This window comes from Bacillus sp. KH172YL63, from assembly GCF_011398925.1.
In the GTDB taxonomy this organism is placed as follows: domain Bacteria; phylum Bacillota; class Bacilli; order Bacillales; family Bacillaceae_B; genus Rossellomorea.
The window spans coordinates 3,861,551-3,887,546 of the sequence record NZ_AP022842.1; the positions used below are offsets into that span (position 1 = coordinate 3,861,551).

The following is a 25,996-nucleotide window of genomic DNA, read 5'->3' on the forward strand; positions in this document are numbered from 1 at the left end:
CGCCTAAGAAACTAAGCGGTCCTTTGTCAAACAAACTTATTTAGTTACTTTTTTGTGAAGAGAATCTCTAACTTTTTGATCTACAGCAGCTTGTCCACCAAGTACCGTAATAGTAGAAATATTGTTTGTATAAACATATTTTGTTAAGAAAGAGTCTACTTCTTTTGGCAGCTCATTCGGGTCTACCAGCAATAACAATCCATTGTTTGAAGTGACAAGCGGTGCAGCAGATAATGCATCCGGGAAGTTCTTACCACTTGCTACGAATAGTTCTGGAGATCCATTTGAAAATTTCTTCAGAATCTCTGCAAGAGTTCCATATCGGTTCACACCAGCAAGTCGATTGACTGAAAGTGCTACGGAGTCTGCTTCTTTAGCCACTTTCTCTGAAATTGCTGCTGTACCTCCTAATACATACACATCTTCATTCTCCAGAAGAGATTTCGCTTCTTCTGATAGTGTTTTTCCATCAGTTAGTACAATTGGCATATTATATTCTCCTGCAACAGCAGCGGCACTCAGTGCATCTGCAAAGTTTTCACCTGTTGCCAAGAATACGCCATCTCCAGAGAAGCCTTTTTCTTTTAGTTTTGCTGCTACAGCAAGGTTTGTACCATAACGAGTGGCCATACCTTCGGTTACTAAACGCTCTATATTTGAAGAGTTAATGCTGAGACTATTTAATTGGGTGTACACTTTAGGAGAGATAACTGCTTCTCCACCTAGTAAATACACATTTTCTGCTCCTAAACGCTCAATTTCATTCAGCACTTCTTTAGTTAGCTTACCATCTTTTCCAACAGGTAGAATAGGTGCCTCAAGCTCTGAAGCTAATGGTCCAGCTGATAGTGCATCCGGGAAATTATATCCTGTAGTAAGGATGACCGTCTTACTATTTCCTTTAGGGAAACCATCTGGATATAGCTTTTTAGAGACCGCCAAGGCAGTTCCGATTCGGTCTTCACCGGCAACTTCAGTTATGATATCCCCATCCGCTTTAATTGGTAATAAAGACAGTACCTCATTTGTTTTCGCATCTAATAGATATACCGCGCCGATGTAATTGTTTGATTCTTCAGGAGTAGTAATCTTCACATCTGAAGTTAGTGTTTTTCCTACACCTAAAGACGTTGTCTTATCAGAAACTTCAATCTTTCCTTTTCCTTTTTCACCTGGCGACAGAACACTGAGTTCTGTTACAGAAAGATCAAGTTTCGTACTTGGATCCTGAGTGGCATAACCCTCGATTGCAATAGTATACTTTCCGTCCGCTAGACCGTTTAAAGTTACCATTTCATCCGATGTTCCACCCGCAGACATGCCAACTTGGTTTCCTTTTTCATCCAAGATATAAAGATCCACATCATCGCTTGCATAGGATGGATTTGACGTTTTCACAGATAACGAAACATTGTTCTTGATGTTAAGTTCTTGTTTATAAAATTGATTGTTACCTGGTACTTCTACTCTTGAATTCACTGTTTTAGGGCTGCTAAATTCAGCTGATGCTAACTTAACATCCTTTTTGGTAGATAAGTAGTTTGAAAATGATACTGATTTGGTAATTGCTTTGTTTGGTTCCACTTTACCGAGTTTGATTTCCCCTGGCTCTGCCACAACATCTTGGACAACCGCTTCTAGTTGATATTTATTTATCTCTTTCCCTTTCTCAGGTCCAAATGTTCCATAGACATGCACTTCCCATACACCTGGTTTCGGTGATTTGAATACATCATCTTCTACATCCATACCTCCGTATCCTGCATACCCTTTAAATTCACTCACTTCTACACCATCTGGATCAAAGACGATCATTCGCACTCTGCCTTTGTAATCATTATTTTCACTTAAGGCATTGAGAGAGAATCGTAGTTCACTCACCCCAGGCTTCACTTCAAAAGTATACCCCTTAGATTTAGAGGCTTGAACCTCGTCTGTAATTCGAGAACGGAAGCGATTTTCTTTAGTGAATTTCTTTCCAACAATAATGGTTTGCGCTGATCTCGCCTCAACATATGCGGTAGACTTATCATCAATTAACAAAGTACCGGCATTGGTACCCTCTTTCAGTTTAGAAGAATCATAGTCTACAGTGATAAGCTTGTGCTCTCCAGGAGCAAGCTTTACCTCATGATCAGATGGCGTGAACCAGTCGTCTGATGCTGACACCATGAGATCCTTGGATTCATCTGTATTATTTTCTATAAGCACTTCAACTGTATCTGGAATATCTTTGTTTCGGACATAAAGGCCCGGCCCACCTGAAATTTTCTCACCGTGATAAACGGTAACATCCACTTCTTTAATATCATTGATAAAATGTTTACGTAGATACTCATAGGCTGCAGGAACATTAATTAAGCCTGCACCTTCTTGGGCACGGTTATAACCATCAAGATGGTCTGCAGTTTGAATCAAAGCTTCCCGTGCAATCTCGTAGTTAAAAGGAATACGGTCTTTTAGCGCGGCAGATTTCAATAGGGCGACTGCCCCGGCAACATATGGTGAAGACATACTTGTACCTTGCATCACAACATATGGTCCAGCTTGAACTGGATGGGCTGCATATGCAGAACCAGGTCCAACGATATCAGGCTTCTGGTTTCCAATTTCATTCGGCCCTACAGAAGAAAAATACCATAATCCTTCTCCTTCTTTAGGTGTTCCATCTTCATTTTTACCATAAGGATAAGCATTGTATTCTGTAGCCCACATTTCAGAAGTTATATGCGCTCCAACTGAAATAATTGGTCCTACATCTCCAGGTGACCCAACTGTATCAATTCCAGGTCCGGAATTACCTGCTGATGTGACAAAAATGATATCCGTCATTTCACTTAATAACTCCATTAATTCTCCATACGAACCCATACCTTCATTTAGATCAGGTGAAGAACCTAAACTTAAGTTTGCTACGTCAACATCAAATCCTCCAGCTGCTTCAGGGAGCGCTGCATCTACCATCGCTGATTGGATACTGAACGTAGAAGCTCCACCCTCTTCTTTAAATACCCGTAACCCAACAAGTTCGGCACCTGGTGCTACACCTTCTCCCGCTACTGCTCCATACTTATTTGAACGTAAAGGTCCGTCAGCAGCTGCAATACCGGACACATGAGATCCATGTCCATTAAAATCAGTAAAAATGCTAGCAAATTTCCCCTTTGTGTCTAGATCAGAAATTCGGAAGTTTGCACCCAACAAATCGTCTGATACATTGACATCGAAAGTACCTGTTTCTCCGTTTGCATATCCGGTCTCATCAGTGAAGTCGTGATCGTTATCTGTATCGATATATACCTTGTCATCCACTAATAATGTGGCAAAATTATCTTTAACTGCGCCATCTGCATTTAAATCCTGGCCTTCATTCTCAAATTTTGTCATACTAAAGTACAATTTATCATCAGAAGCATCTAATCCAGTCGTGGTATATGTAGTTTCACCAACTGTAATGCTATCCCCTTCAGCATGGCCTTCATCATACAGTACATCTCCCTCGGCTAAATACGTCCCTTTAACAGGAGAGTAAATACCATATCGCCCATCTCGATCGGCGATTGTATAGTCACGTACGGCCACAATCTTAGACTCACCATATTTACGCGTAGCTTGGTCCATCTTCTCTGTAAATGATTCATGACCTGGATCGGGACCTGAGTCAATGATTCCGATTCGAACTCCAGAACCATCAAATTTATTATGAAAATCCAGTACTCCTGTTGAAGAATGGGTCTCATGTTGTTCCGGAGTTACAATAGCACCTTCAGCCAGCTCGTTTTGCCCCTCCACCTTTAATTCTTTATCCTGTACTTTATCCACTTTCACTTCTGCATTTTTACCAACTGTACGGATAGACTTTAGTCCCATAACATCCATAATTTTACCAGTAGGAACATCTGCCAGATATAAGAAATTCTTATGATTGATCTTAACTTTCACACCCAATTTCTCTAATTGGGCGCTCGCATCCACTTTACCATTCCCCACAATAACCAACTCTTGCATTTTTTTACTACTCATGGATAATGCAATGACATCCGAGAAATTTGATGCCTTGAACTTCTTTGTTTCCTGTAGGGCCGCTTCAGCTTTATCAGGATTAAAACTTGTAATCCCTGCAAACGAAGAAGCAACTAATGATGCACTCGCAACAATGGATAGAACTTTTTTCTTAATTACCAATACTCTTACCCCCAATTGATTTTTTTGAAAAACAGACCCAAAAAAACACTCAAATTTCCTTAATTAAGCAATTATGGAAACAAAAGAGTATAAGACTATTTTAATAGGAAAAAAATCTTTAGTCAACAAAAGGAGACGTTATTTTCTGAATAATTTATATTTTCATTTTGCCACCAAGTTGGAAAACATTTATAAAAATTAGAAAATTATGATAAAATAAATGTGTATTAATATTTTTAAAGAAAGAGGAGAATACATTGGATGATATAAACCAATTAATGGGGTCGATTTTCATTAGTCTCACTAGCAATATAGATAAAGAAGCAGTCAAAAAAAACTCTGATCAATCACTAAAAGTTAAAAGAACAAAGTATGTTGACGACGATCTATATATGAATAGTTTAATTTCTAATATTGCATTTCATATCGAAACAACAAGAGCTATGCATACAATCATTGAAAGATTAATTAAAGATTCCAAGTATCCATACTTCCCTGGTATTAATAAAGCGATGGAAGTAGCACAAGATTATATCGAACAGGAAATGGATAGTTTAAAACCCCAATACTTTAAGGTTATTTCAAAAACTGATAAGCATGAAGAAAAAATAGTGATATTAGAACAGTTATATACTTCAAGCAAGGTAGAGCAAGATTTGACTTATATCTTCCTTAAAGCTTTTGGTGAAATATCGAATCGTGAACTATTCAAATTTATGCTGGACTCTTCTTCTGAACAAACAATTGACTTACTCAGGAAATACTCAAGTTTTCATGCACTATTATTATTAGATGGGTTTTCCATTCAAAAACAGCCGGTTAGAGTATAAATTTGCCAAGTATATTAATCTGAGTGCTTTCCTCGCTAAAACGCCGAGTTGTAAAATTGTTGGATGTTAATATAAGGTATGAATAGACCTTATTATTTGCGGAATCTGAGCCATAGTTCGAGTAAATTACGAAAGGTTGATCATAGTTTACAGAATAAAAAAATCCGAACAATTATTCGATCTCATTAATGAAGCTCGAATGACTGTTCGGATTTATTTTGCATATTATAAACCTTTGCATCAATTTCTATAAATTGTATCAAAGCCATTAGAAGGATTCAGATGTGTACTATCATTTTATAGTTTACCAACATCTGCTTAGTTACTAACTAGTTGACCAACCGCTTCTTGGCTGATAGCCGCTTCCCCTCCTAATACAGTGAAATACCAAGTTCCATTCTCTTGAATATACTTTGTTACGGGGGACGGTACGTTATTCTTCTTCACAAGAATGATTGGCTCATAAAATTTCGCAGCCAGCACTGATCCTGTTAATGCATCCGCGAAGTTTTCCCCAGTAGCAACTGTAATCATTTCAGAAGACATTGGTAGCCTTTCTGCAACCTTGACTGATGTATCATACCGGTCCTTTCCGGCAATCCGCACAGGGTTTTTAGAAGCAAGTCCCTTTTTAACTTTATCAGATATTACATTTGTACCACCAACGATAATCGTATGAGACACCTTCTTTAATGCGGTGCTAGTTTCAGCCGGCAATTGATCCTTTGGGCTTAGCAATATCGGAATCTGATTGGCAGCTGCGTACGGAGCTATCGACAACGCATCTGGGAAATTCTCACCATAAGCTATGACTGCTTTATCATAATCTCCTATTTCAGCAGCTATCTTTGCTGCTGTATCATAGCGACTTTTTCCGCCGATTCGCTTTATGTTCAACCCCATCTGCTTTAGTTCACGTTCAACTTTAGAGGTAATGGCACTGGTACCACCAAGTATTATGACATTCTTCGCTTCTAAATATTTCAATTGATTCTTAACCGCACTTTGTAGGCTGTCTTTTGGATTTAAGAGGATTGGCGCGTCGTGCTTATATGCAAGTGGGGCACCGGCCAATGCATCCGGAAAATTACTATCCCTTGCGAGTACCACTGTATCAGCCCCTTCTGGCCATCCAACCTTTGACACTTCTACAGCCGTCTCATATCTGTTATTACCTGCAATTCTTAGTACATTTTCGTAGTTTTCTTCACCACTATCGTCTGAAACAGCCATAAGAGCATATCTACCATCCCCCCCATATTCGTAGAGGTCGGTTGTTGCTATATAATATGTTCCAGCCGGCAATGCATAGTAAGCTTGGATATCATCTGTTTCATCTGAAACCCACTCATCCGGATATACCGGCTCCTGTCTTGAATCAAATAACAAATATCCTAAATCGTTAAAAGTATATTCTGTGCTTCCTAAGACATATAAATCTTCGGTTTTATTAATTTGAATTTTATAAACATCCACGTCTTGTGACCAATTAAACTGACCAATAATAATATCATCTTTCCGAATGTTATTCGCCTGTGGGAAATCATCATTCGGCTCGTTTTCATATATTTCTCCCAAAAGACTTATATGATCTTGTGATTCATTCTTGTGAAGAGCCTCATTCAACTTATCAAACTTCGGAACAGTAATATCATTTAAATCATCTCCTTTGATAATTTTAGCAATATCACTCTTTAAATCGTTGCTGTCCATCCCTTCATTCGCTAATGTTGGGAATGGTTCGAACATAAAACCCACAAATAGAAGGGAAAGAGCTGTAAACACTAATAACTTTCTCATCACTACACATCTCCTCAATTATAATAGTTTAATTGTATTTCATTTTTACACTAAATGGAATAAAATTGAAAAATTTTCTTGTCTATGTTTATAGATTATTAAATGTTTATAGTTTATTAAATTGGGAATAAAAATAGTATAAACACTACTCTTCGGGTATTTATAATACAAAAAAAGTTGTTCACGTGCTTACACGCAAACAACTTTACATTATTTCAACACTCTCACTGCACCCAAATATCTTGGCTTGAAGTAGACATTATCCATACTAGTAACTTCTACTCCACGATCTCCTGAGTGTATGAATTTATTATCCCCCATATAAATTCCAACATGGGATGGACCTGGCTTATATGTTGTAAATACAACTATGTCCCCTATTGCTGGCTTATTTACTCTAGGATTTTCATTCCACATTCCTGTGGTTGTCCTTGAAACATTAATTCCGTGCTGATTGTATACATATCCGATATATCCGCTACAATCAAATCCGCTCGGAGTTGTCCCTCCCCACTTATATGGGGTCCCGATATATTTTTTTGCTGTTTCTATGATGACAGTTGGGTCAAATGTCAACATTGAAACAGCATGGTCAGATACAACTGAAGTTCCCCCGATAATCGTGAAATTGTTAATATTATAGTTATTGATGGTTTCCTTCACAACTTTAGGAACGCTATCTGATTCTATCAGCATAATTGGCTCATCATTCTTTGCAGCCATGACAGATCCAGTAAGTGCATCTGCAAAACTCTCTCCTGTTGCAACCACTGTGTTACTTGAACCAGAAGCTGAATACAATGTTTTCACTACTTTAGTTGCTGTATCATAACGATCAGATCCTGTGATTCTCTTTGGACTTGGCAATTGACGATAGACTTCATCGCTCACTACTTTATTTCCTCCGACGACAATGGTAGAGTCATATTGATGTAGTGACTTCTTTGTACTATCCGGAAGTACATTTGTACTAGTCAATAATATCGGTATAGCCTTGCTTGCAGCGTATGACGCTATGGCAAGACTATCAGGAAAATTCTCACCGTACGTAATAATTGCTTTATTTCCTCCGACTATTTCTGCTATTTTAGCAGCTGTTGCATAACGATCTTTCCCAGCAACCCTTGTAACAACTATTCCCATACTCGCAAGTTGTTGCGCTACCTCTTCACTAATAACTGATTTCCCACCTAATATGTATGCATGCTTTGCGTTCAGTCTATTAATCTCTTTATTCACATCACCGGGTATACTCGACTTGGATACTAATAATATAGGAGCATTCATTTTATGTGCCAGTGGTGCCCCTGCTAAGGCATCCGGGAAATTATCTCCCACTGCAATTACGACGGTATCCGCTCCTTCAGGCCACCCTTGTTGAGAAACTTTTACAGAGGTATCATATCTATTTGTTCCACTTACTCTATCCACAGTCTTACCGCTTGCTTCAACTAATCCCCCACTATTGATTTGAAGTGCTAATCCAAAGACTAATATAAAAACAAACAACTTACATTTTCCAGATAATAAGTGTAATTTTGACATTCTTTGTGCTCCCCATTTTCCTTTTTTCTACAAAATTTATTGTAACATTAATTTCACCAAATTATTTTACAATTACGTTACAAGTAAATAGATTATTTTAAATTTTCAAAAATAAGTATATAGGTACTAGTATCTAATTAACAAATATCTCCCATAAATTTTAAAGATTTGTAGAATTAGTATGAGAAATCTCGTAAAGTATAGTGTGGATACATTTATTAGGAGGACTGAAATTGTTAAAGAAAGTAACCTGTTACACCTTAGTATTTGTCACATTGCTATTTTGTTTAATATTTGAACAACATTTTACTGAAGCAAGCAATGATTCCAATCGGATTGCCGGATTAGATCGATATGAAACTGCAGTTAAAATCTCAAAAAAAGGGTGGCCTTCCGGGACCAACATTGTCGTACTAACAAGGGGAGATCTATTTCCAGACGCACTAGCTGGTGCCCCGCTAGCCAGAAAATACGATGCTCCAATTCTACTTACATCTCAATCGAGACTACCTCAATCAACCAAAAATCAGATACTTGCATTAAAAGCAAAAAAAGTTGTGATTTTAGGGGGGCCTCAGGCCATTAGTTTATCTATTGATAAAAATCTAAAAACATTAGGACTCAGTGTTGAAAGGATATATGGACAAGATCGTTACTCAACAGCCATTGAGATTTCCAAAAAATTAGGGAATACGAATAATGAATTTATTATTACAACTGGGAAAGATTTTCCCGATGCGCTAGCAGTAGCTCCCTATGCCGCTGAGCATGCTATACCTATTTTACTCAGCAGACCAGATTCACTACCATCTGATGTTAAAAGTACTGTAAAAAATGCCAAAAAAACATATATTATAGGAGGAAAAAACGCATTATATGAAAGCATTGACCCCCTTCTTCCTAATTCACAAAGAATTTCCGGTCCAACCAGATATGATACAGCCAACGAAATCATCTCAAATTTCTACCATGCTAACCCTAAAATGTATGTTAGTACTGGTACCAATTTCGCTGATGCACTCACAGGTTCTGTTTTAGCTGCTAAGCAAAAAACAGCCATATTATTAGTGGATCAAAATCAAACGAAGGGCGAAACGGAATATTTATTTAATCGAAATAGAGTACAGGATTTTAATATTCTAGGTGGTACATCTGCTGTTTCCGATCATGTACAAAAAGAACTTACCACCTTAATCAGTTCTGTAGATAAAGAAACAATCGGTGCTTCAAACGTAACGTCCAAACTATCAAAACTCTCTGCTACCCAAACACTTGCTATTAAAAAGAGCTACAAACAAAGATTAAATGACACTATGCATATCACTGTAGGAAAAGAAGTGTCTAAAACATTTAACGAAGGTCAACTATTTGTCATTCCACCTACTACTGAATTTCCAAATGGTTTCGTGGCCAAAATCATGTCTATTAATGAAGTAATGGGTACTATCACCATTAGCCAACCCTCTATTGGAGATGTGTTTGATAAACTATCCTTGCATGATGAACAATCACTTTCTTTGGAGAAGTTAAATAATTTCGTCCTGAATGACGGGGTGTTTTTGAAAGTTGGTCAAAGCAAGATTTCGACCATACAAGAATTAAACTCAATAAGAAATCTAAGCACAGATGACCTGACATTTTCCATATCATCAAGATGGATGGAAAAAGAAAATTTAAAGATGAATATTGCCGGAGAGATACAGCTACAAGACCTTAAAACAAGAACTGACACTGAATATGATGCAAACCGAGGAATTTCAACTTTTAATGTGAATCTTGACTATACAGAAAAATACAATACTACCCTTGATATAAATGGTTCTACAGATTCACTAGCGTCTGATTCACTGCCAACGTCCGACTGGACTACATTAAACGAAGACCAATCGGCGGCATCATTTGTATTAGGTTCTGTTTCGTACAAGCTTGGAAACATACCTCTACTGACGTCTGTGAAATTTGGTCAAGTTCACATGCCCGTCTCCCTGGCTATTACCTTTACTCTGGACTCAGAAGGAAAGGTTGCATCAGAGGCCCAATTCAGCGTCATAGAAGAAGAAAGGAATCAATTGGAACTTACTTGGAACGAAAAGACCCAACAGATTGAGACCGATCATCTGAATACTCCTATCACTCATAAACAAATGATTAATGGTAAAGTCGATGGAGCATTAACGAATAAAATAAACATGAATGTTGGTTTACAGATCGCCAGTATCTTCCCATTTGAAACGAAGCATTATTTAACCTCCGTCCATAATTGGACTGGGGAAGGGATGTCGAACTTTAATGTCCTTACTCAAGAAACCTTAAATAAATCAGGTTGTTTTACACAGCAGCTTGATATATCAAGAAAAGATATCCTTATCACAAGGTTACAAGCTTCTAAAATAAACAAAAATACTATCATGGACAAAACTCTAGTCAATCATGATCTTGATTTTTGTGTGCAAACTGGAAATGTTTCAGGGGATGCATTCGCTGGAAGTAGTCTAGATCATTCAAACATTGCTGTTAAAGCTATGCAAAATAATGAACTGATGGGCACAGCGACTACCGATGAAGATGGAGGCTATGAATTATCACTGCCTGAGGGGAAATATACCTTATCATTTACCAAAAAAGGATATCAAACAGAAATCATTTACGATACAGAAATTAAACCTGACACCACTTTCACCTTACCTACAGTTAACTTGATAGAACTAGACAAAATTGGTAAGGGCTCGATTAATGGGAAGTTAATAGATGGAGTATCAGGAGAAGCTGTCACCAATGCAAAGATGATCATTCGAAGTGGATTCCATCATTCAAATGGAGAAATCCTAATGGCAACGTACACGGATGAAAATGGAGAGTATGAGGTTCTAAACCTTCTTTCAGGACTTTATTCTATCGAAGTGATAAAAGATGGATACATTTCATACTTATTTAACACTCATATCCAAAAAGGTACCAATATCAATCATCCAAATGAAAGTATCTCCCCCTTACTCGAACACGGAAAGACTAGATTTATTTTGAACTGGGGAAATCATGCAATGGATTTAGATTCACACTTTACCGGCCCAGGAACGAACAATAATCGCTTTCATCTCTATTGGGACGCACCACTGTATAAAGACAATGATGATATGATTGCAAGCTTGGATTTATTTGATAAAGAGGCGTTGACTGGACCTGAAACGATAACATTACACCAGCAGAAACCGGGTTCTTATAAATACAGTGTATATAACTATTCTTATCGCTTACATGAAGGTTCAAATGCTTTAGCTAATTCTGAAGCCAAAATAGATATCTACCAGAACGGATCATTGAAAAAAACTTTATATGTTCCGAACGATCAACCTGGAAAACTTTGGACAGCATTTGAACTCAATAACAATGAAATAAACTATTTAAATATGATAAGTGATAATGAAGTAACATTGATGTCCAATATATCTGATTCCATTGATAACGCCATACTACCCTCTTTACAAAAAGATAAAAAATAATATTAGCAGCATAAGTAATATAGGCATTAACCACGCAAATAATAGTGAAAACCCCAGATCTAATGTGAACTGGGGTTTCGTTATGTTATTCACTTTTCATTAGGTTAGTTAAAGTCACGTGTACTTACGGCTCCTTAGAGGAGTTTTTGCTTTGTGATTTGCTAATAGCATATTTTCTATTCTGTTTCTCCGCCATAATTGAATCAACTACCCAAAATGGAAGCGCAGATATACATCCATAAATGAATAACAAAGAAAAAGATCTAACATCTATTATGCTCATATCCATATCCTCTAAATAGAGTACAACCGTAATAGCAGCAAATCCACCACCTAAAACATGAAATATCACAGATAGAATTTTTTTATCTCTAGGTAGATTCGCAAATTTCTCCCCAAGAAATTCAGATAATATAGACCAGATAGACGCATAAATCAAGAAAAGTGGAGACCACCAGACTACCATTAACCCAAAATAAAGAATATCCCACCCCATGAGCACGGCACTCATTAAAATCATGAATAACAAAAAACCAATTAAAATCAATCCACTATACAATTTTCTACTTATTATTATTTTCAAGTCCACTTGTCCACCTATCTCCCCATATATTCCAATAAAAGTATTTGTATCTTCTTCAACTATCTGTAATAGAATAACTATTTTTCACCATTTTATCATATGGATTCTTCTTGGATTCTTCTCACGGAATTATAAGTGAACGATGCAGTCATCCTTTATATGTACAATAATCTAGATTTTAATGAGATCTTCATTGATCACAAATGTGAATACAAACTATAGTTTAATGACAAATAAAGCAGGCTAACTCCCTTGGAATTAGCCTGCTATTTCAATGTCATCTATAGTTTCCACATAAGAAGGACATTCTTAGAATAAGCGAATATATTGCTATTGATCAATTAAGTGGTACTTACTTCTTGGGTCCCTTTCCAGCAAATTAAAATCATACGGAACAGAAATGATTCCAATAGAATACATCCTTCTTAAAGGATTCCATTCTTTATAAGGAATGGTAGCATTAACGATTGGTTGATCAAGAATTGATGAGTATGTCTCGTATACACCTTTAACTATATTTCTTTCGTTATTTTGGATATAAAATTTGGGTTCTTTCAGTAATCCATTTTTAAACAAATTATTTAACGCCAGTCCGGAGTTACGATGGTCGTTATGATCATCATGGTAGCTTAGAGCCATATGAATGGCTTCCGGAAAACGGGTTTTATACTTTAATACTGTTTCTTCCACCTGGTTGACAGTTGTTTTACCATCTTTTAACCGTGAGAAATGCATATTCTTTCTCTCAACCCCCAGGGCACTTAACGATCGAATGAATTCCAAGTTCCTGGCATCAGAAAATTCCTTTGTTGACATTGGGCTTAAATAATGCTTAACGACCTCTTTATTTACTGAATGAATAGCATTAGTCGCAGATCCATCGGTCAATAATACAACGTGCACTTCGTAGCCATTATGAACATAAAGGGTAATAGCGTGACCCATTGTTAGTAGTTCATCATCTTGATGTGGGGAGTAAAAAATGGCTACAGGTTTATTAATAGGTTCTTCCGCGCTAACATTGATTAGATTACAATGGAAAAAGAAGAGTAATGTACCTAAGATAAATGGTTTGAATTTCATTATTGTTCATTTAAACTCCCTTCATATAATTTTGTAAGATTATAAATAACTTCATCCTCGATAACCGCTTTCCCACCTAGAACAGTAAAGTTTTCCACTGTGTAACCATTGAAAATATCCTGCGTTTCTACTGGGATTCCGGTTTTATTAACCAATAATAATGCAGCACTTTTTTTGGCTGCCAAGACCGAACCTGTCAAGGAATCGGCAAATCCATAACCATTTCCTATAAAGAAGGTAGTGCTTGTTCCATTTAACTCTTTAAATACTTTTGTGGCTGTCTCAAAGCGATTTTTACCGCCAATCCTTTGGGGAGATGGTAGTTCAGATAGGATCGAGTTACTTACTACTCCTTCGCCACCGACGACAATAGATTGATTTACATTCTCTAAAAAGCTCTTAGTTGAGTTTGGAAGTGAGTCTTTATCCGTTAATAATATTGGATAGCCCATGCGCGCAGCATATGGGGCAATTGATAACGCATCTGGGAAATTCTTCCCGTAAGCAATAATTGCTTTCTTAGGCTTCAAGTTTAATTCCTCTGCTATTAATCTAGCAGTATCAAAACGATCCTTACCCGAAACCCTTTTCGTAATCAACTGTATGGATTTCAATTCATCTTCCACTTCTAAAGAGATGGCAGAGGATCCGCCCAATAGTATCACTTCTTCCGCTTGTAACCTTTCTATCTCCCTCTTCGTTTCGGTACTTAATCTATTCTTTTCCGTTAATAAAATCGGGGCATTCTTTTCATAAGCTAGGGTTACTCCAGCAAGGGCATCGGCAAATGAATCCCCTCTAGCTAAAAAGACAGTATGGGATTCTCCCCATCCTTCTTTGGATATTTCAACCGCCGTCGCATATCGGTTTGAACCAGCGAGCCGCTTTTCACCCATCTCAGGTAATTCTATGGGGTCATAGCTTACATTTACCCCACGCTCTTTTAAAGTATAAATGATGTCCATCGCGTCTTCGTTTAAAGGGTTACCTTTTAACAAAACTGTTCCTTGAACAACTTCACTCAACGCCCTTATGCTTTGAATTTCATTATTTTCTAAATTCACATAGCCCTTTGTCATACCTGATAAGCTTTTTATATCCTTAATTTTATTCCCCTGCAGCTCAAAATAATAGCCTCCTTTAGAATCTACTTGAATGCCATCTAAGGATTCTATACGATTATCAGCCGCTTTCACCACTTGAAGTTTAGATTTTGATAATGGGGATAAGGTGACTAAGTCATTATTGTTAATATTCAAGTACTTAAGGTTTTCAAGCGGCGATAATGCTTCAATGTCAGATAAGTGATTTTTAGATGCCGATAACTCCGTTAGTGCAGACGCTTGTTGCAATCCATCTAAATTTTTCAGTTCATTGTTTGATGCATCAATATATAAAGAAGCTGCATCTTTAGGAAATGATGTGTTTTTTAGCGGTGTCAAACTTGCTATTCGGTTATCATTCAGGGCCAGACTTATTTCATTTCCTTGAAACGCCATAGATCGAAGAGGAGATATATCCATAATGCGGTTATAACTTAAATCTAATAATGAAACTTTATTAAAGTCTTCCGGCACGGTTATCTCCTCTATTTGATTTTCCGCCAAGGACAATACCTCAAGATTTTTTAATGGTTTTAATTCATTTATTCGTTTAAGATTATTGCCCTCAAGATAAAGCGATACTAAATTATCAGCATGCTGAATGCCTTCCAGATCACTTATCCCCCAAAAACTCCCATCGAGGTTAACCAAATCTTCTAGTTGTATTAAAGAAATGTTAACTTTTTCATCAATATTATAATGGTACTTTACAACCTCCTCTAGGTTTGGATCTTTAATAATAGGTTCCGCCGCACCTACTGTTAGACCGAAACCGAAGAATGCTGTGACAATAACGACAAAGTTTACTATCAATAGTTTCATAAATCCTCCTAAAGCATTTTAGTATGGTAAGAGATAAACAGAAAGTACATCACTGTCTTAATAAGCTTAATGGAACATGAGCAGCAAGAGTATTTTCTCCACCTAACAGGTAAAAGTGCTCAATGGAATTTCGCTTAAACACATTCAAGGTTGCATCAGGAATATCGTTAAAGCCTGTTAAAACCAATGAAGCGTTTAACTTTGATGCCAATGCAGAACCAGACAGTGCATCTGGAAAAGCCCCCCCGTTGGAAACCATTATCGTCTTGGCCCCCGGCTGGAGTGTCTCCATTACCTTTACAGCTGTTTCATATCGGTCCACCCCTGCAATCCTTGTAGCTTTTGGAAATGTTTGTTCAACGTTTTTTCCAATGACGTTCTCCCCACCTATAAGAGTTATAGAACGGACTTGCTCAAGGACCTCTTGAGTTGAAGGAGGTATTTCATCTTTTTTTGTCAACAATATCGGGATACCATTTTTACCAGCTATCGAAGCGACAGAGAGAGCATCCGGAAAAGTTTTTCCATTTACTAGAAATGCTTGATCTGAAGATGCCCCGATGTATTTGGCAATATTCACAGACGTTTCATAACGATCACTTCCATCTATTCTGCTGACCTTTACGTCTAAATCTCTTATGGCTTCTGCAACCTCATCCGTGACAGCCGAAGTTCCACCTATAATAATTATCCTTTCAGCATCCAGTCTGACCAATTCCTTCTCTACACTACCTGGCAAGTGATTATGGTTCGTCAATAAAATGGGGGCCTTATATTTTCCTGCTAAAGGAGCGGAAGCAAGCGCGTCCGGGAAATCTTCTCCACTGGCAATGACAACTGTTTCAGATGATCCCCATCCTTCTTTCGAAATTTCGACCGATGTTTCAAACCTATCCTTTCCAGATAATCGTTCATAGGTTGGCCCATAAGATTTTTCTGAGATCTTTAAAGCGGGGTCGTTCTTCATCCACTTTGCCATCAAAGCCCAAGCAGCATGATGGGCAACCCATTCCTCTCTACCATCATATGTATCCTCCATGTAAGAAGCATACGTATGTCCATCGGAATGTCGATTTTGCATATCTAATACTTTCTGAGCGTGTAACGGTTCCCAGTATGAGCCACCTCTACTTAAAGATGAATCAAACTCAAACACATCTGCAAAGATATCAAGAGTTGCAAACTGCATTCTTCTATCTGTACCCCAATCATTTCCTTGAGGATAGTAAATATCTGATGAGTTTTGTTTATAAATTGTTCCGCCCGCCCCCTCAAAAGGTGGACTTGAAAAAGAATGTTCCACATAGGCACCATAAACAAGGTCAGAGTTAAAAAAAGCAGCTTCCGGTGTTGCCATGCCCGCCAGTGTATAATGAATTCCTGAAGTATTATTGAATGCGATGAACTCCATATAATCAGGATGTATAAATCCATGGTTCACAACAGTTCCATCATCATTAATATTACTCCCTTTAACCCATTCTCTTACCTCTTTCCCGTTAACCACCTCACTATTGGTAAGGTCCATAGGGGTTGCTGCTGAAGACACCATGAGCTCAATATTTTTATTCATCCAGGCATGCCAATTTTGATGCTCCGGCATCATGGCTGTAGCTAACTGTAACAATTGTGCGTTCCAAGCATTCTCCTCGGCTTTTGTATCTCCAGGAAAAAGCACTTCTCCTCCTGCGTTTTTCCAATAAGGCACTTTATAATCAATAAAACGATTGGCTTCGTACTCAACCATTTTGCGAACATATTCTTGATTTTCTTTAGATAAGTCGTCCCATATTAACCATCCGCCAAAGCCCGCAAAATATGCCCAATGAGCCGATTGCCATCTATTTCCCCAACCATTTTGTGAATTCGCCCGATGATGAAAAGCCAGAGAAGAAACAAGCTGCGAAGTATGATCTATCGCTTCACTCTCAGGTACGCCAATATAGGAAGGATTATATACTTTAAAAGATAAGGAAGTCGCAAGCCCAAGTGACATTGCTGCAGGATGGCGAATGTCACTCTCATCTCTACCTCCAAAATCAAGGTACCCTTTCCCTTGGTCATCAAAATTCTTCTCTTCATCCCACCATGTTGTCAATCCATATTTATTCGTGTTCAATAATATCTTCTTAATTCTGGCAGAGTTCTCGTCGGTTGGATAACTTAAGGGATCTATACTTATAGATATAGGCTCTACCTCATTACTCGCTGCTGCAAAGCCTTTAATAGGATCGATACTCATAGAAACCATGAACAACACAGCTGATATTGTTATTCCTATCACCTTATTCATTTCTAATACACACTCCTCTATTTATTTCCTATTTTATATAGTAACATCTACAAAAAGAAAAATTATCTAATATACCGAATCACTTCCAGTGTATATACTACCATTAAAGTAAAATTATTACATGATTACATAAACCCAATATCACCCTTTAGAAATTTCCTATAAATGGTATAATGAAAGTATAATAACTTAGGAGGTAAATAATGAAATTAGCAAAAAAAATGACTGCGATCTTATTGACCAGCGCAATATTCATACCTTTCCATAGTGAAGCCAAAGCAAGTTCATGTGAGGTAGATTCCCAAAATTTAATAGAGATTAATAAGCTTTTAACAGATAAAGCTAAGGAATTTAGCATTCCTCCTGAAGTCGTGAAAGCCATTGCTTTACGTGAAAATGATACTTGGGATCAATCCAAAGTATCCGACGATGACGGAGACGGTCACCCAGACGGTATCGGTCTGATGCAGGTGACAGATACTGGGACCGGAGGTGTGCATTTCGATAAAGACAAACTCAAGAATGACGTCTGTTACAATGTCGAAGCAGGATTAACTATCTTAGAAGACAAGTGGAGAAACAGCCCAATACCGGTCGTTAACCATAGTGAAAGAAATGTAATAGAAAACTGGTATTTTGCAATCATGGCCTATAATGGTATTGTGCCATCCAACAGTCCCATTGATAAAAGCGGAAATATAAATGATGATGCGTATCAGAATGTAGTCTATGATTACATTGACAAATATAGCTTTCTAAGTGACTATCCATTAAAAAGATTAGCTTTCAAAGTTGGAGATTTTAGTTATGACCCAAATGATGGTCAATCCTTCCGTTTTATTAAGAAAGAATTCACTGAAGGTAGAAAGTTAACTCGCTCAAGTTTGAACTTCAATGAAGAGAATATTGCTACAACTGTTGATTCAGTAAACTTTTATATAGATTCACAAGGAATCAATAAAGCTGGCACTCTTTCCAAAAACACTTTGGTCGATGTTCTTGACGAGAAACATAATACCCAGGAAAAAGGGTTCACGAGTGATAGACATTGGGTCCGTTACAATGTAAAGGTTCTCGATGGCTCAAACAGGGTGGGGTATGTTGCATCCTCCTATCTACAACCTGTGACTTCTAGAATTTCTGGAAATACAAGATATGATACGGCAGTAGAAATTTCAAAAGAAGGATGGTTTGAAGGTGCAGAAACAGTGGTCATCGCTGTAGGCGATAATTTTCCAGACGCACTTGCAGGCACTACTATTGCCCAATCATACAATGCGCCCATTTTGTTGACCGAAAGTAAAAAACTCAATAACAAGACAAAAAATGAGGTGAAACGACTGAAAGCTAAACATGCGATCATCTTAGGGGGAGCTTCCGCGGTCTCCGCAGAGGTTGAAAAAACACTCGAAAATTTAGGGTTGGACACACAACGCCTTTCAGGAAGCGATCGTTACCGCACAGCTATTGATGTAGCAAAACATCTTAGCCAAAAACAAACAAGCAACAAAGCGATTCTTGCAACGGGAGCAAATTTCCCAGATTCGTTAGCCATTGCGCCTTATGCAGCTGAAAACGGAATTCCTATTTTCCTTTCAAATCAAGATAAGGATTCTATTGATTCAGAAACTCTTAAACTTCTGAATCAGAAAGAAGAAGTCCTCATTGTAGGAGACAAAGGTGTTGTCAGCGAGAAAATAGTAAATAGTATCAGAACTAAAACGACTAGAATTGGTGGTAAAGACCGCTACGACACAGCAAAAAAAATCATTGAACAATTGGATCTTGGTCAACATGATGCTTATGTTGCTACAGGACTAAATTTTGCTGATGCTTTAACTGGTGCTTCGCTGGCAGGAAAGCGTCAAAGCCCCATTCTCTTTTCTAAAGAAAAGGAACTCCCCTCTTCTATGAATCAGCTCATTCGCAATAGGAAGTTCTCTAACCTTACTATTCTTGGTGGAGTAGACGTTGTAGGCACAGACAACGCCCTGGCTAATGCCGCTAACACAGCTTGGTAAAGTAATGTTCATACAGAAAAGGGATCATCTTTAAATAAAGGTGATCCCTTTTCTATAGACCGATGCACCAGACACATCCATCGCAAGACCCGATTGATGCTCGTTGTAACCGATATACTCTGGTATTCGCACATCTCTTTTTATCAATGGTCTTATTAGGATAGAGAAAGCAATAAAAACGTATGGGCAAACCCATACGTCTTTCATCATTCATACTATTCTCTTGTATACAGCTTTATATATTCATTAGACACAGCATCCCAATTAAACTGCTTAGATTCATATACACATTTTGCAGACATCTCATCATAGTTTTGCGTGATTTTCTTTATTGCTTCAGTAATCGTCTCACTTTGATCAGGATCTACAGAATAACCTACCTCACCTTCTTTAAAGAAGCCGTCTATTCCTTGTTCATACGAATAGATGACTGGCAACCCTCGGGACATCGCTTCAATGTATACAAGTCCAAAGGTTTCCCTGTAGGATGGCATAACAAAGATATCTGATTGATTCATGATAGATTGTATTTTCGCCTGATCTTTTACATATCCATGAAATACGACATGATCTTGGATGCCTAACTCTTTGCATAGGTCCTTATTTTGGATTTCCAGCGGACCATTTCCAACAACCTCCAAAGAAGCATTAACTCCATCTTTTATCAATTTCTCACAGGCTTTAATAACGGTACCCAGGTTTTTATTTTCATCGATCAAACCTATGAAGAGTAGTCTTACGTTACTCGATTCCTTTATGCGTCCCTCTGAGAGAGCTTGATCGTGCCAGTAATCATCGGCACCATTCGGTATAACATGGCATTTCTCCCGGATTTCCGATAAAACCTTTTCTGGCAGGAGATCAAGGGTTTTTTGTTTATACGCATGTGAAATGAAAACGACCGCTTTTGCATTCTTTAATATCTTGTACATAAATGGTCTTAAGTGAATCGCATACTTGTAGAAGAAATTAATATCTGTGTTCCGGACACTTACTATATAATCCGTGCCATACTTTTTATGAAGCTTATAAGCCGTTCCACCATCACTGAATACCGTGTGAGCGTGAATAAAGTCAATTTCTTTGGGGTCGAGGGACTTCTCTATCTCTTTCATCTGCTTAGAAATCTTGTTGTGATACAAGAACTTATCATGTTTTTTCACGATATTTTTATAATAATAGTGAACCGTTTGATACTCCAGGGGTAATTGATTACTCCCGCTATGCTCTTCATCTTTTATTGGCACAAATACATCTTGTTCAATACGCTTATTCGCCAACCTTTTGAATAAGTTCATATACAACTTATTTCCAATGTAATATGAGCAAATATGTAAAAGCCTCATTTTATAACACCCTTGCTTAGAAATGATACGAATCGAATTCATAACATGAATTCGATTCGCTTAGACAATAATGATTTTACAAACTCCAGTACGTATATCCTTCTTGCTCACAATCTTTTCGGTTAAGAACGCTTTTCACATCTACAATCACTTTCTGTTCGTTTGCATACAAGTTATTAAAGAAATCTAGGGTATACTCCTCTTTAAATACTTTATGAGCTACAGCAAGTACAATGCCATTTAAGTCCTTGAGTTCTTCTTTCTCAACCAATTCAATATTATATTCTCTGAGCACTTCTTCTTTATCAGCCACAGGGTCATGAACCAACACTTCGATTCCAAAATCCTCCAGTTCTCTGATAATGTCAATTACTTTAGTATTTCTAACATCTGGACAATCTTCTTTGAAAGTTAAGCCAAGCACAGCCACTCTGCTTCCTTTCACAGGTTGCTCTGCTTTGATCAGCTTTTTGATGATGTTACTTGCTACATACTTACCCATGTCATCATTGATTTTTCTTCCTGCCAATATAATTTGTGAGTGATAACCTAACTGCTCAGCTTTATATGTGAAGTAATAAGGATCTACCCCAATACAATGTCCTCCTACAAGTCCAGGAGTGAATTTTAAGAAATTCCACTTTGTACCTGCAGCTTCAAGGACAGCATTTGTATCAATATCCATTTTATTAAATACCATTGCAAGTTCATTCATGAAGGCAATATTAATATCTCGCTGTGAGTTCTCAATCACCTTTGCCGCTTCAGCAACTTTAATTGATTCTGCCCTGTAGACGCCGGCTTCAATGATTGCTCCATAAACGTTTGAAACAATATCAAGGGTTTCTGCATCCGAACCTGAAACAATTTTAATGATTTTTGTTAAAGTATTAACTTTATCTCCCGGATTGATGCGTTCTGGAGAGTAACCCACCGTGAAGTCAACACCAAAAGTTAATCCTGATTCTTTCTCAAGAATCGGTATACATACCTCTTCTGTAGTACCCGGATAAACCGTAGATTCAAATACAACTACAGACCCTTTTGATAAATTCTTTCCTACTATTTCACTTGCCCCGATAACAGGTGTGAGGTCAGGTGTCTTATCACTATTGATTGGCGTAGGCACTGCCACTACATGAAATTTACAATCTTTCAGGTTTTGTCCATCATTTGTGAAATGAATGGTAGTGTTTTTTACTTCCTCGTCTCCCACTTCATTCGTGACGTCGATCCCATTGATGTATTTTTCTAATTTGTTGGTATTTACGTCGAAACCAACCACTTTAAATTTTCTTGCGAATTCAATAGCTAACGGAAGGCCAACATATCCTAAACCAATGACAGAAATTTTTTCTTCTTTATTTTGCAACTTCGTAAACAAATCCATTTATAGGTCGCTCCTCACTCATGTTCAAGGTATCTTTCTTTTATGTTAATTATCATTTTTCAAATCATTTATTGGTGCTTAAACTAGAATATTTCCATCTTAATTATACACAAAAATTCTCTATTGTCGCATTATATTACTATAAGTGTATTTTGTCGAATCACCTGAACCCTGTTGGGGGAACAGTGCTGGAACATTGAAGAAATATTATTACCTTATTGATATTTTTGTCTGTTTTATAAGCAATTATAAGTCGTATATACTAATGGGAAATAAATAAATAAATGACCCCGGTAAAATACCTGAGTTAATTCTTAGCAGCTTAGGCTCTTTTTTTAAAACTGTCCGAATTATGGGGCATAGTTCAATCAATCAGACCGGTTCTTTTTTTTTGTTGAATCATCATGCAACTGCGCCATTACCCGCTCTGGACCTTTGAAGGGCTCTTCAAAAGCTTTTGTCCTACTGAATGAAAAATAAAATAAAGTGTTATGCCTAGCACATTATACCCTGCATCAAGGAGGCAGCCGGTCCTGGAGAAGAACAGCTGGGCGATTTCCGGACAAATACCAAAGACAGTCGATAATATAAATACAGCGGACGCCCTCTTGATGGCTGCATGACTGATGAGGGCAAAAAGAAAAAATGCGAGAATATGACCTGATTTTTGAGTGATATAGGCCGGACTATCAAAAGGGTAATGGTGAAAATCTAAAAAGCTCTTAAAATCAGGATCAGGATTCCATAAAAAGGACGGTCGTCCCTCCATGGAAAATTTCTTTATACTTTCAGTACAAGTAAGAATCAATATGAAAATACCATAGAATATAGACAATAAATGACGCACTCCTGCTCCCTCCTTTAGGAGTAGGATGTACAAATCTACGTTATTCTAAAATAATCCCACAAAGAAAAGCCATCGAATACACGATGGCTTTTCCTGTTAATTTATTCTATTCCATTAATTTTCCACTCACTACATCACTTACAGCTTTCTCACCGCCAAGAATATAGAAATCTTTCGCTTTCATATCTTTAATGGCTTTTGATGTAGACGCTGGAAGGTCGTTTGGTTGAACCAGAAGCATAGAAGCATCTTCTTTCGCGGCAAGTACTGAACCTGCTAAAGCATCAGCGAAGTTTTCCCCAGTTGCTACATATGCTGCCTTTGATGGATTAAGGTCAGTTGCGATTTTAGCTGCCGTTTCATAACGGTCAAGACCAGCATAACGCATTGCATCAGGAAGGGACTTAAACACTTTTTGATTGACCACGGCTTCCCCACCGACTACAATGGTATGCTCAATTCCTTTTAATGCTTTTACCGTTTCGGCTGGAAGTTTATCAGATTCAGTTAGTAAAATCGGATAACCGTTTTTCGCTGCGTATGAAGCGACAGCCAGGGCATCAGGAAAATTCTTACCATTCGCGATCACCGCTTTTTCTTGAGAACCACCTAAACTTGCAGCAATGTTCACTGCTGTTTCCCAGCGATCCTGTCCACCAATACGTTCTACATCAACCCCCATTCCTTCTAGCTGATATTCCACGTAATGACTTACAGCTTCTGTTCCTCCAAGAATGATAACATTTTTGGCACCAAGGCGTTTGATTTCTGCTTTTGCCGCAGCGTTTAAAGAGCCTTTTTCTGTCAGTAGGATAGGCGCATCATGTTTATAGGCAAGAGGTGCACCTGCAAGGGCGTCAGGGAATGAGTCCCCACGTGCAAGAATAACCGTGTCTGCAGTTTCCCATCCTTTCATAGAAATTTCGACCGCTGTCTCGTAACGCGTTTCACCAGTCAATCTAGTCACTTCAGGTGCTTCTTCTTGAACGATTCTATTCTCTACGGCAGGTGAAACAGGATTATTCTTTTCAATGTATGAAGTAAATACTTCAAAGTCAACGACAAACAGCTCAGTAAGACGCCCTTCTTCTTTAGCTTCCTTGAACATTGTATAGCCGTCTCCGCCATTTGCAGTAAATGCATTCGTAGCTACTGAATAGGTCATTTCCGGATCGATTTCTTCAAACCCGTCTTTCGTCATGACCTCTACATGCCACACTCTTTCTCCTGCAGGTTTAGACACATCGTACTTGTAGTTAATACCAGATACTTGAAGGAATTCACCCGGTGCGTCTTCCCCTTCCACTCTTGCCACACTGTGTTCAAGGGCAGATACAATTTCTTCTCCAGTTAAATCAAGTGTAACAAGATTGTTTCCGAATGGCATGGTCGTCAATACTTCTCCGAGTGTAATGTCTCCTGCATCAATAGAAGCACGAATTCCTCCACCATTTTGAAGTCCGATGTATGTTTCAACAAACTCATTCGCTTTGGCCACCATGCCATCAGCAATCAGGTTTCCTAAGTTCGTCTCTTTTCTTCTTACATCTGCCCGTTCACCGTTCAGGGCCACTTCAGTTTTACCGATAACTTCTGCTTTCAACTCTTCCAGAGGAGCTTTGAATTCATTCACCTTGGCAAGGGCGTCCTCGTTTTCTTTATAGTCCTTAAGGTTGATGACTTCACCGTTGTGGTCCGTCACTACACCTTTGTCATCGAAGGTAACATCCAATAAGCCAAGTAAATTTAAGTATTCTCCCGCTTGAACAATCACAGTAGGCTCATCTTTGTCAATGACAACAGGCTCTTCTAGAACTGTATGAGAGTGGCCGCCCACGATGATATCAAGCCCATCCACTTCCTCTGCCAATTCTAAATCGTTAGAATAACCAAGGTGAGAAAGTGCAATGATTTTGTTCACACCTTTATCCTTCAGCATTTTAATAGTGCTTTTGGATTTTTCAACAGCATCTTCAAATACCACGTTTTCTCCTGGATTTGAGATAAATGCCGTATCCGGAGTCGTCAATCCATATATTCCAATCTGTTCTCCATCGACCTCTTTAATCATCGCAGGATAGACATTCCCGCCGTCTCCCGGCTGTCCGATTGCATTTTTGAATAATGGCTCAAGATCTTTATCACCCGTAACAGTTACATTTGATGAAACCATCGGGAAGTTCATATTTTTAATGAAGTCTGCAAGCGTCTTGGAATCTTTATCGAATTCATGATTACCAAGTGTCATCGCGTCGTACTTCAGCTCATTCATAAAGTGAAGATCAGCTTGTCCAAGGTATTGACGGAAATACAAAGTCCCTGAAAATACATCACCGGCGTCAACTAGTAAAGAGTTGGCTTTTTCTGTGCGCAGCTCATTTACCGCTGTCACTAAACGAGGATATCCTTCTACATGGGCATGGGTATCATTTGTATGCATGATGGTTAGATCAAATTCTCCTCCTTCTGCAGAAGCAGGTGATGCTGCAAGAATGGTAGCAGCAAGGGCTGCAGTTGATAACACGGCGTATAAAGGTTTCTTAATATTCATTGGTTGATCCCTTCCTTTTCATATGTAGGTATTTGTCGCAATTTCCCGCCGACAATACCCATTATATAGTAGTTTAGTAGTGCTATGTGACGAATTT

The 25,996-nt window shown here is 38.1% G+C and carries 14 protein-coding genes; 3 read left to right on the plus strand and 11 right to left on the minus strand.

Going from position 1 to position 25,996, the window contains the following annotated elements; genetic code table 11:
* Positions 1 to 36: 36 nt before the first annotated feature.
* On the minus strand, positions 37 to 4,185 hold the full coding sequence (locus tag KH172YL63_RS19690) for a cell wall-binding repeat-containing protein (protein WP_173107691.1): 4,149 nt from the start codon (positions 4,183 to 4,185) through the stop codon (positions 37 to 39).
* A gap of 257 nt (positions 4,186 to 4,442) precedes the next feature.
* On the opposite strand from KH172YL63_RS19690, the gene KH172YL63_RS19695 reads away from it, so the two are divergent.
* Positions 4,443 to 5,015 (plus strand): hypothetical protein, encoded by a 573-nt coding sequence (locus KH172YL63_RS19695; RefSeq protein ID WP_173107692.1) that lies wholly within the window; start codon positions 4,443 to 4,445, stop codon positions 5,013 to 5,015.
* 318 nt (positions 5,016 to 5,333) lie between these two features.
* Here KH172YL63_RS19695 and KH172YL63_RS19700 read toward each other — a convergent pair whose 3' ends face one another.
* Together KH172YL63_RS19700 and KH172YL63_RS19705 are read right to left on the minus strand one after the other, a co-directional pair.
* Complete coding sequence (locus KH172YL63_RS19700; protein WP_173107693.1) at positions 5,334 to 6,815, minus strand: cell wall-binding repeat-containing protein; 1,482 nt, start codon at positions 6,813 to 6,815, stop codon at positions 5,334 to 5,336.
* Between the two features lie 210 nt (positions 6,816 to 7,025).
* Positions 7,026 to 8,360, minus strand: coding sequence for a cell wall-binding repeat-containing protein (locus tag KH172YL63_RS19705; RefSeq protein WP_173107694.1), 1,335 nt, complete (start codon positions 8,358 to 8,360; stop codon positions 7,026 to 7,028).
* A gap of 233 nt (positions 8,361 to 8,593) precedes the next feature.
* On the opposite strand from KH172YL63_RS19705, the gene KH172YL63_RS19710 reads away from it, so the two are divergent.
* A complete protein-coding gene (locus KH172YL63_RS19710; RefSeq protein WP_173107695.1) occupies positions 8,594 to 11,860 on the plus strand; it encodes a cell wall-binding repeat-containing protein in 3,267 nt (1,088 codons plus the stop codon).
* 124 nt (positions 11,861 to 11,984) lie between these two features.
* Here the strand turns inward: KH172YL63_RS19710 and KH172YL63_RS19715 are convergent, their stop codons facing one another.
* From KH172YL63_RS19715 to KH172YL63_RS19730, 4 genes are all read right to left on the minus strand, one after another.
* On the minus strand, positions 11,985 to 12,443 hold the full coding sequence (locus KH172YL63_RS19715; protein WP_173107696.1) for a hypothetical protein: 459 nt from the start codon (positions 12,441 to 12,443) through the stop codon (positions 11,985 to 11,987).
* Positions 12,444 to 12,773: 330 nt separating this feature from the next.
* Positions 12,774 to 13,526 carry a PIG-L deacetylase family protein gene (locus tag KH172YL63_RS19720; protein WP_173107697.1) on the minus strand — a complete coding sequence of 251 codons (753 nt, stop codon included), beginning with the start codon at positions 13,524 to 13,526 and terminating at the stop codon, positions 12,774 to 12,776.
* The gene (locus tag KH172YL63_RS19725) at positions 13,526 to 15,451 is read right to left on the minus strand and encodes a cell wall-binding repeat-containing protein (RefSeq protein ID WP_173107698.1); all 1,926 of its coding nucleotides are present in this window, start codon (positions 15,449 to 15,451) and stop codon (positions 13,526 to 13,528) included. Before KH172YL63_RS19725 ends, KH172YL63_RS19720 begins: the two co-directional genes overlap by 1 nt.
* A 49-nt stretch (positions 15,452 to 15,500) precedes the next feature.
* Complete coding sequence (locus KH172YL63_RS19730; RefSeq protein WP_173107699.1) at positions 15,501 to 17,744, minus strand: cell wall-binding repeat-containing protein; 2,244 nt, start codon at positions 17,742 to 17,744, stop codon at positions 15,501 to 15,503.
* A 203-nt stretch (positions 17,745 to 17,947) separates the two neighbouring features.
* Between KH172YL63_RS19730 and KH172YL63_RS19735 the strand changes: the two genes are divergently transcribed.
* A complete protein-coding gene (locus tag KH172YL63_RS19735) occupies positions 17,948 to 19,765 on the plus strand; it encodes a cell wall-binding repeat-containing protein (protein WP_173107700.1) in 1,818 nt (605 codons plus the stop codon).
* A gap of 215 nt (positions 19,766 to 19,980) precedes the next feature.
* On the opposite strand, the gene KH172YL63_RS19740 is transcribed toward KH172YL63_RS19735, so the two are convergent.
* The 4 genes from KH172YL63_RS19740 to KH172YL63_RS19755 form a co-directional block, all read right to left on the minus strand.
* Positions 19,981 to 21,063 (minus strand): glycosyltransferase family 4 protein, encoded by a 1,083-nt coding sequence (locus KH172YL63_RS19740; protein ID WP_173107701.1) that lies wholly within the window; start codon positions 21,061 to 21,063, stop codon positions 19,981 to 19,983.
* Positions 21,064 to 21,187: 124 nt separating this feature from the next.
* Complete coding sequence (locus KH172YL63_RS19745) at positions 21,188 to 22,501, minus strand: nucleotide sugar dehydrogenase (protein WP_173107702.1); 1,314 nt, start codon at positions 22,499 to 22,501, stop codon at positions 21,188 to 21,190.
* 418 nt (positions 22,502 to 22,919) lie between these two features.
* The gene (locus tag KH172YL63_RS19750; protein ID WP_173107703.1) at positions 22,920 to 23,348 is read right to left on the minus strand and encodes a VanZ family protein; all 429 of its coding nucleotides are present in this window, start codon (positions 23,346 to 23,348) and stop codon (positions 22,920 to 22,922) included.
* Between the two features lie 106 nt (positions 23,349 to 23,454).
* On the minus strand, positions 23,455 to 25,899 hold the full coding sequence (locus KH172YL63_RS19755; protein ID WP_173107704.1) for a cell wall-binding repeat-containing protein: 2,445 nt from the start codon (positions 25,897 to 25,899) through the stop codon (positions 23,455 to 23,457).
* Between the last annotated feature and the right edge of the window lie 97 nt (positions 25,900 to 25,996).

Bases quoted from the DNA above. Each gene is read 5' to 3' on its own strand.
- KH172YL63_RS19705 (WP_173107694.1), bottom strand. From the start codon at position 8,360: ATGTCAAAATTACACTTATTATCTGGAAAATGTAAGTTGTTTGTTTTT.
- KH172YL63_RS19740 (WP_173107701.1), bottom strand. From the start codon at position 21,063: ATGAACTTATTCAAAAGGTTGGCGAATAAGCGTATTGAACAAGATGTA.
- KH172YL63_RS19725 (WP_173107698.1), bottom strand. From the start codon at position 15,451: ATGAAACTATTGATAGTAAACTTTGTCGTTATTGTCACAGCATTCTTC.
- KH172YL63_RS19700 (WP_173107693.1), bottom strand. From the start codon at position 6,815: ATGAGAAAGTTATTAGTGTTTACAGCTCTTTCCCTTCTATTTGTGGGT.
- KH172YL63_RS19730 (WP_173107699.1), bottom strand. From the start codon at position 17,744: ATGAATAAGGTGATAGGAATAACAATATCAGCTGTGTTGTTCATGGTT.
- KH172YL63_RS19745 (WP_173107702.1), bottom strand. From the start codon at position 22,501: ATGGATTTGTTTACGAAGTTGCAAAATAAAGAAGAAAAAATTTCTGTC.
- KH172YL63_RS19720 (WP_173107697.1), bottom strand. From the start codon at position 13,526: ATGAAATTCAAACCATTTATCTTAGGTACATTACTCTTCTTTTTCCAT.
- KH172YL63_RS19735 (WP_173107700.1), top strand. From the start codon at position 17,948: ATGAAATTAGCAAAAAAAATGACTGCGATCTTATTGACCAGCGCAATA.
- KH172YL63_RS19755 (WP_173107704.1), bottom strand. From the start codon at position 25,899: ATGAATATTAAGAAACCTTTATACGCCGTGTTATCAACTGCAGCCCTT.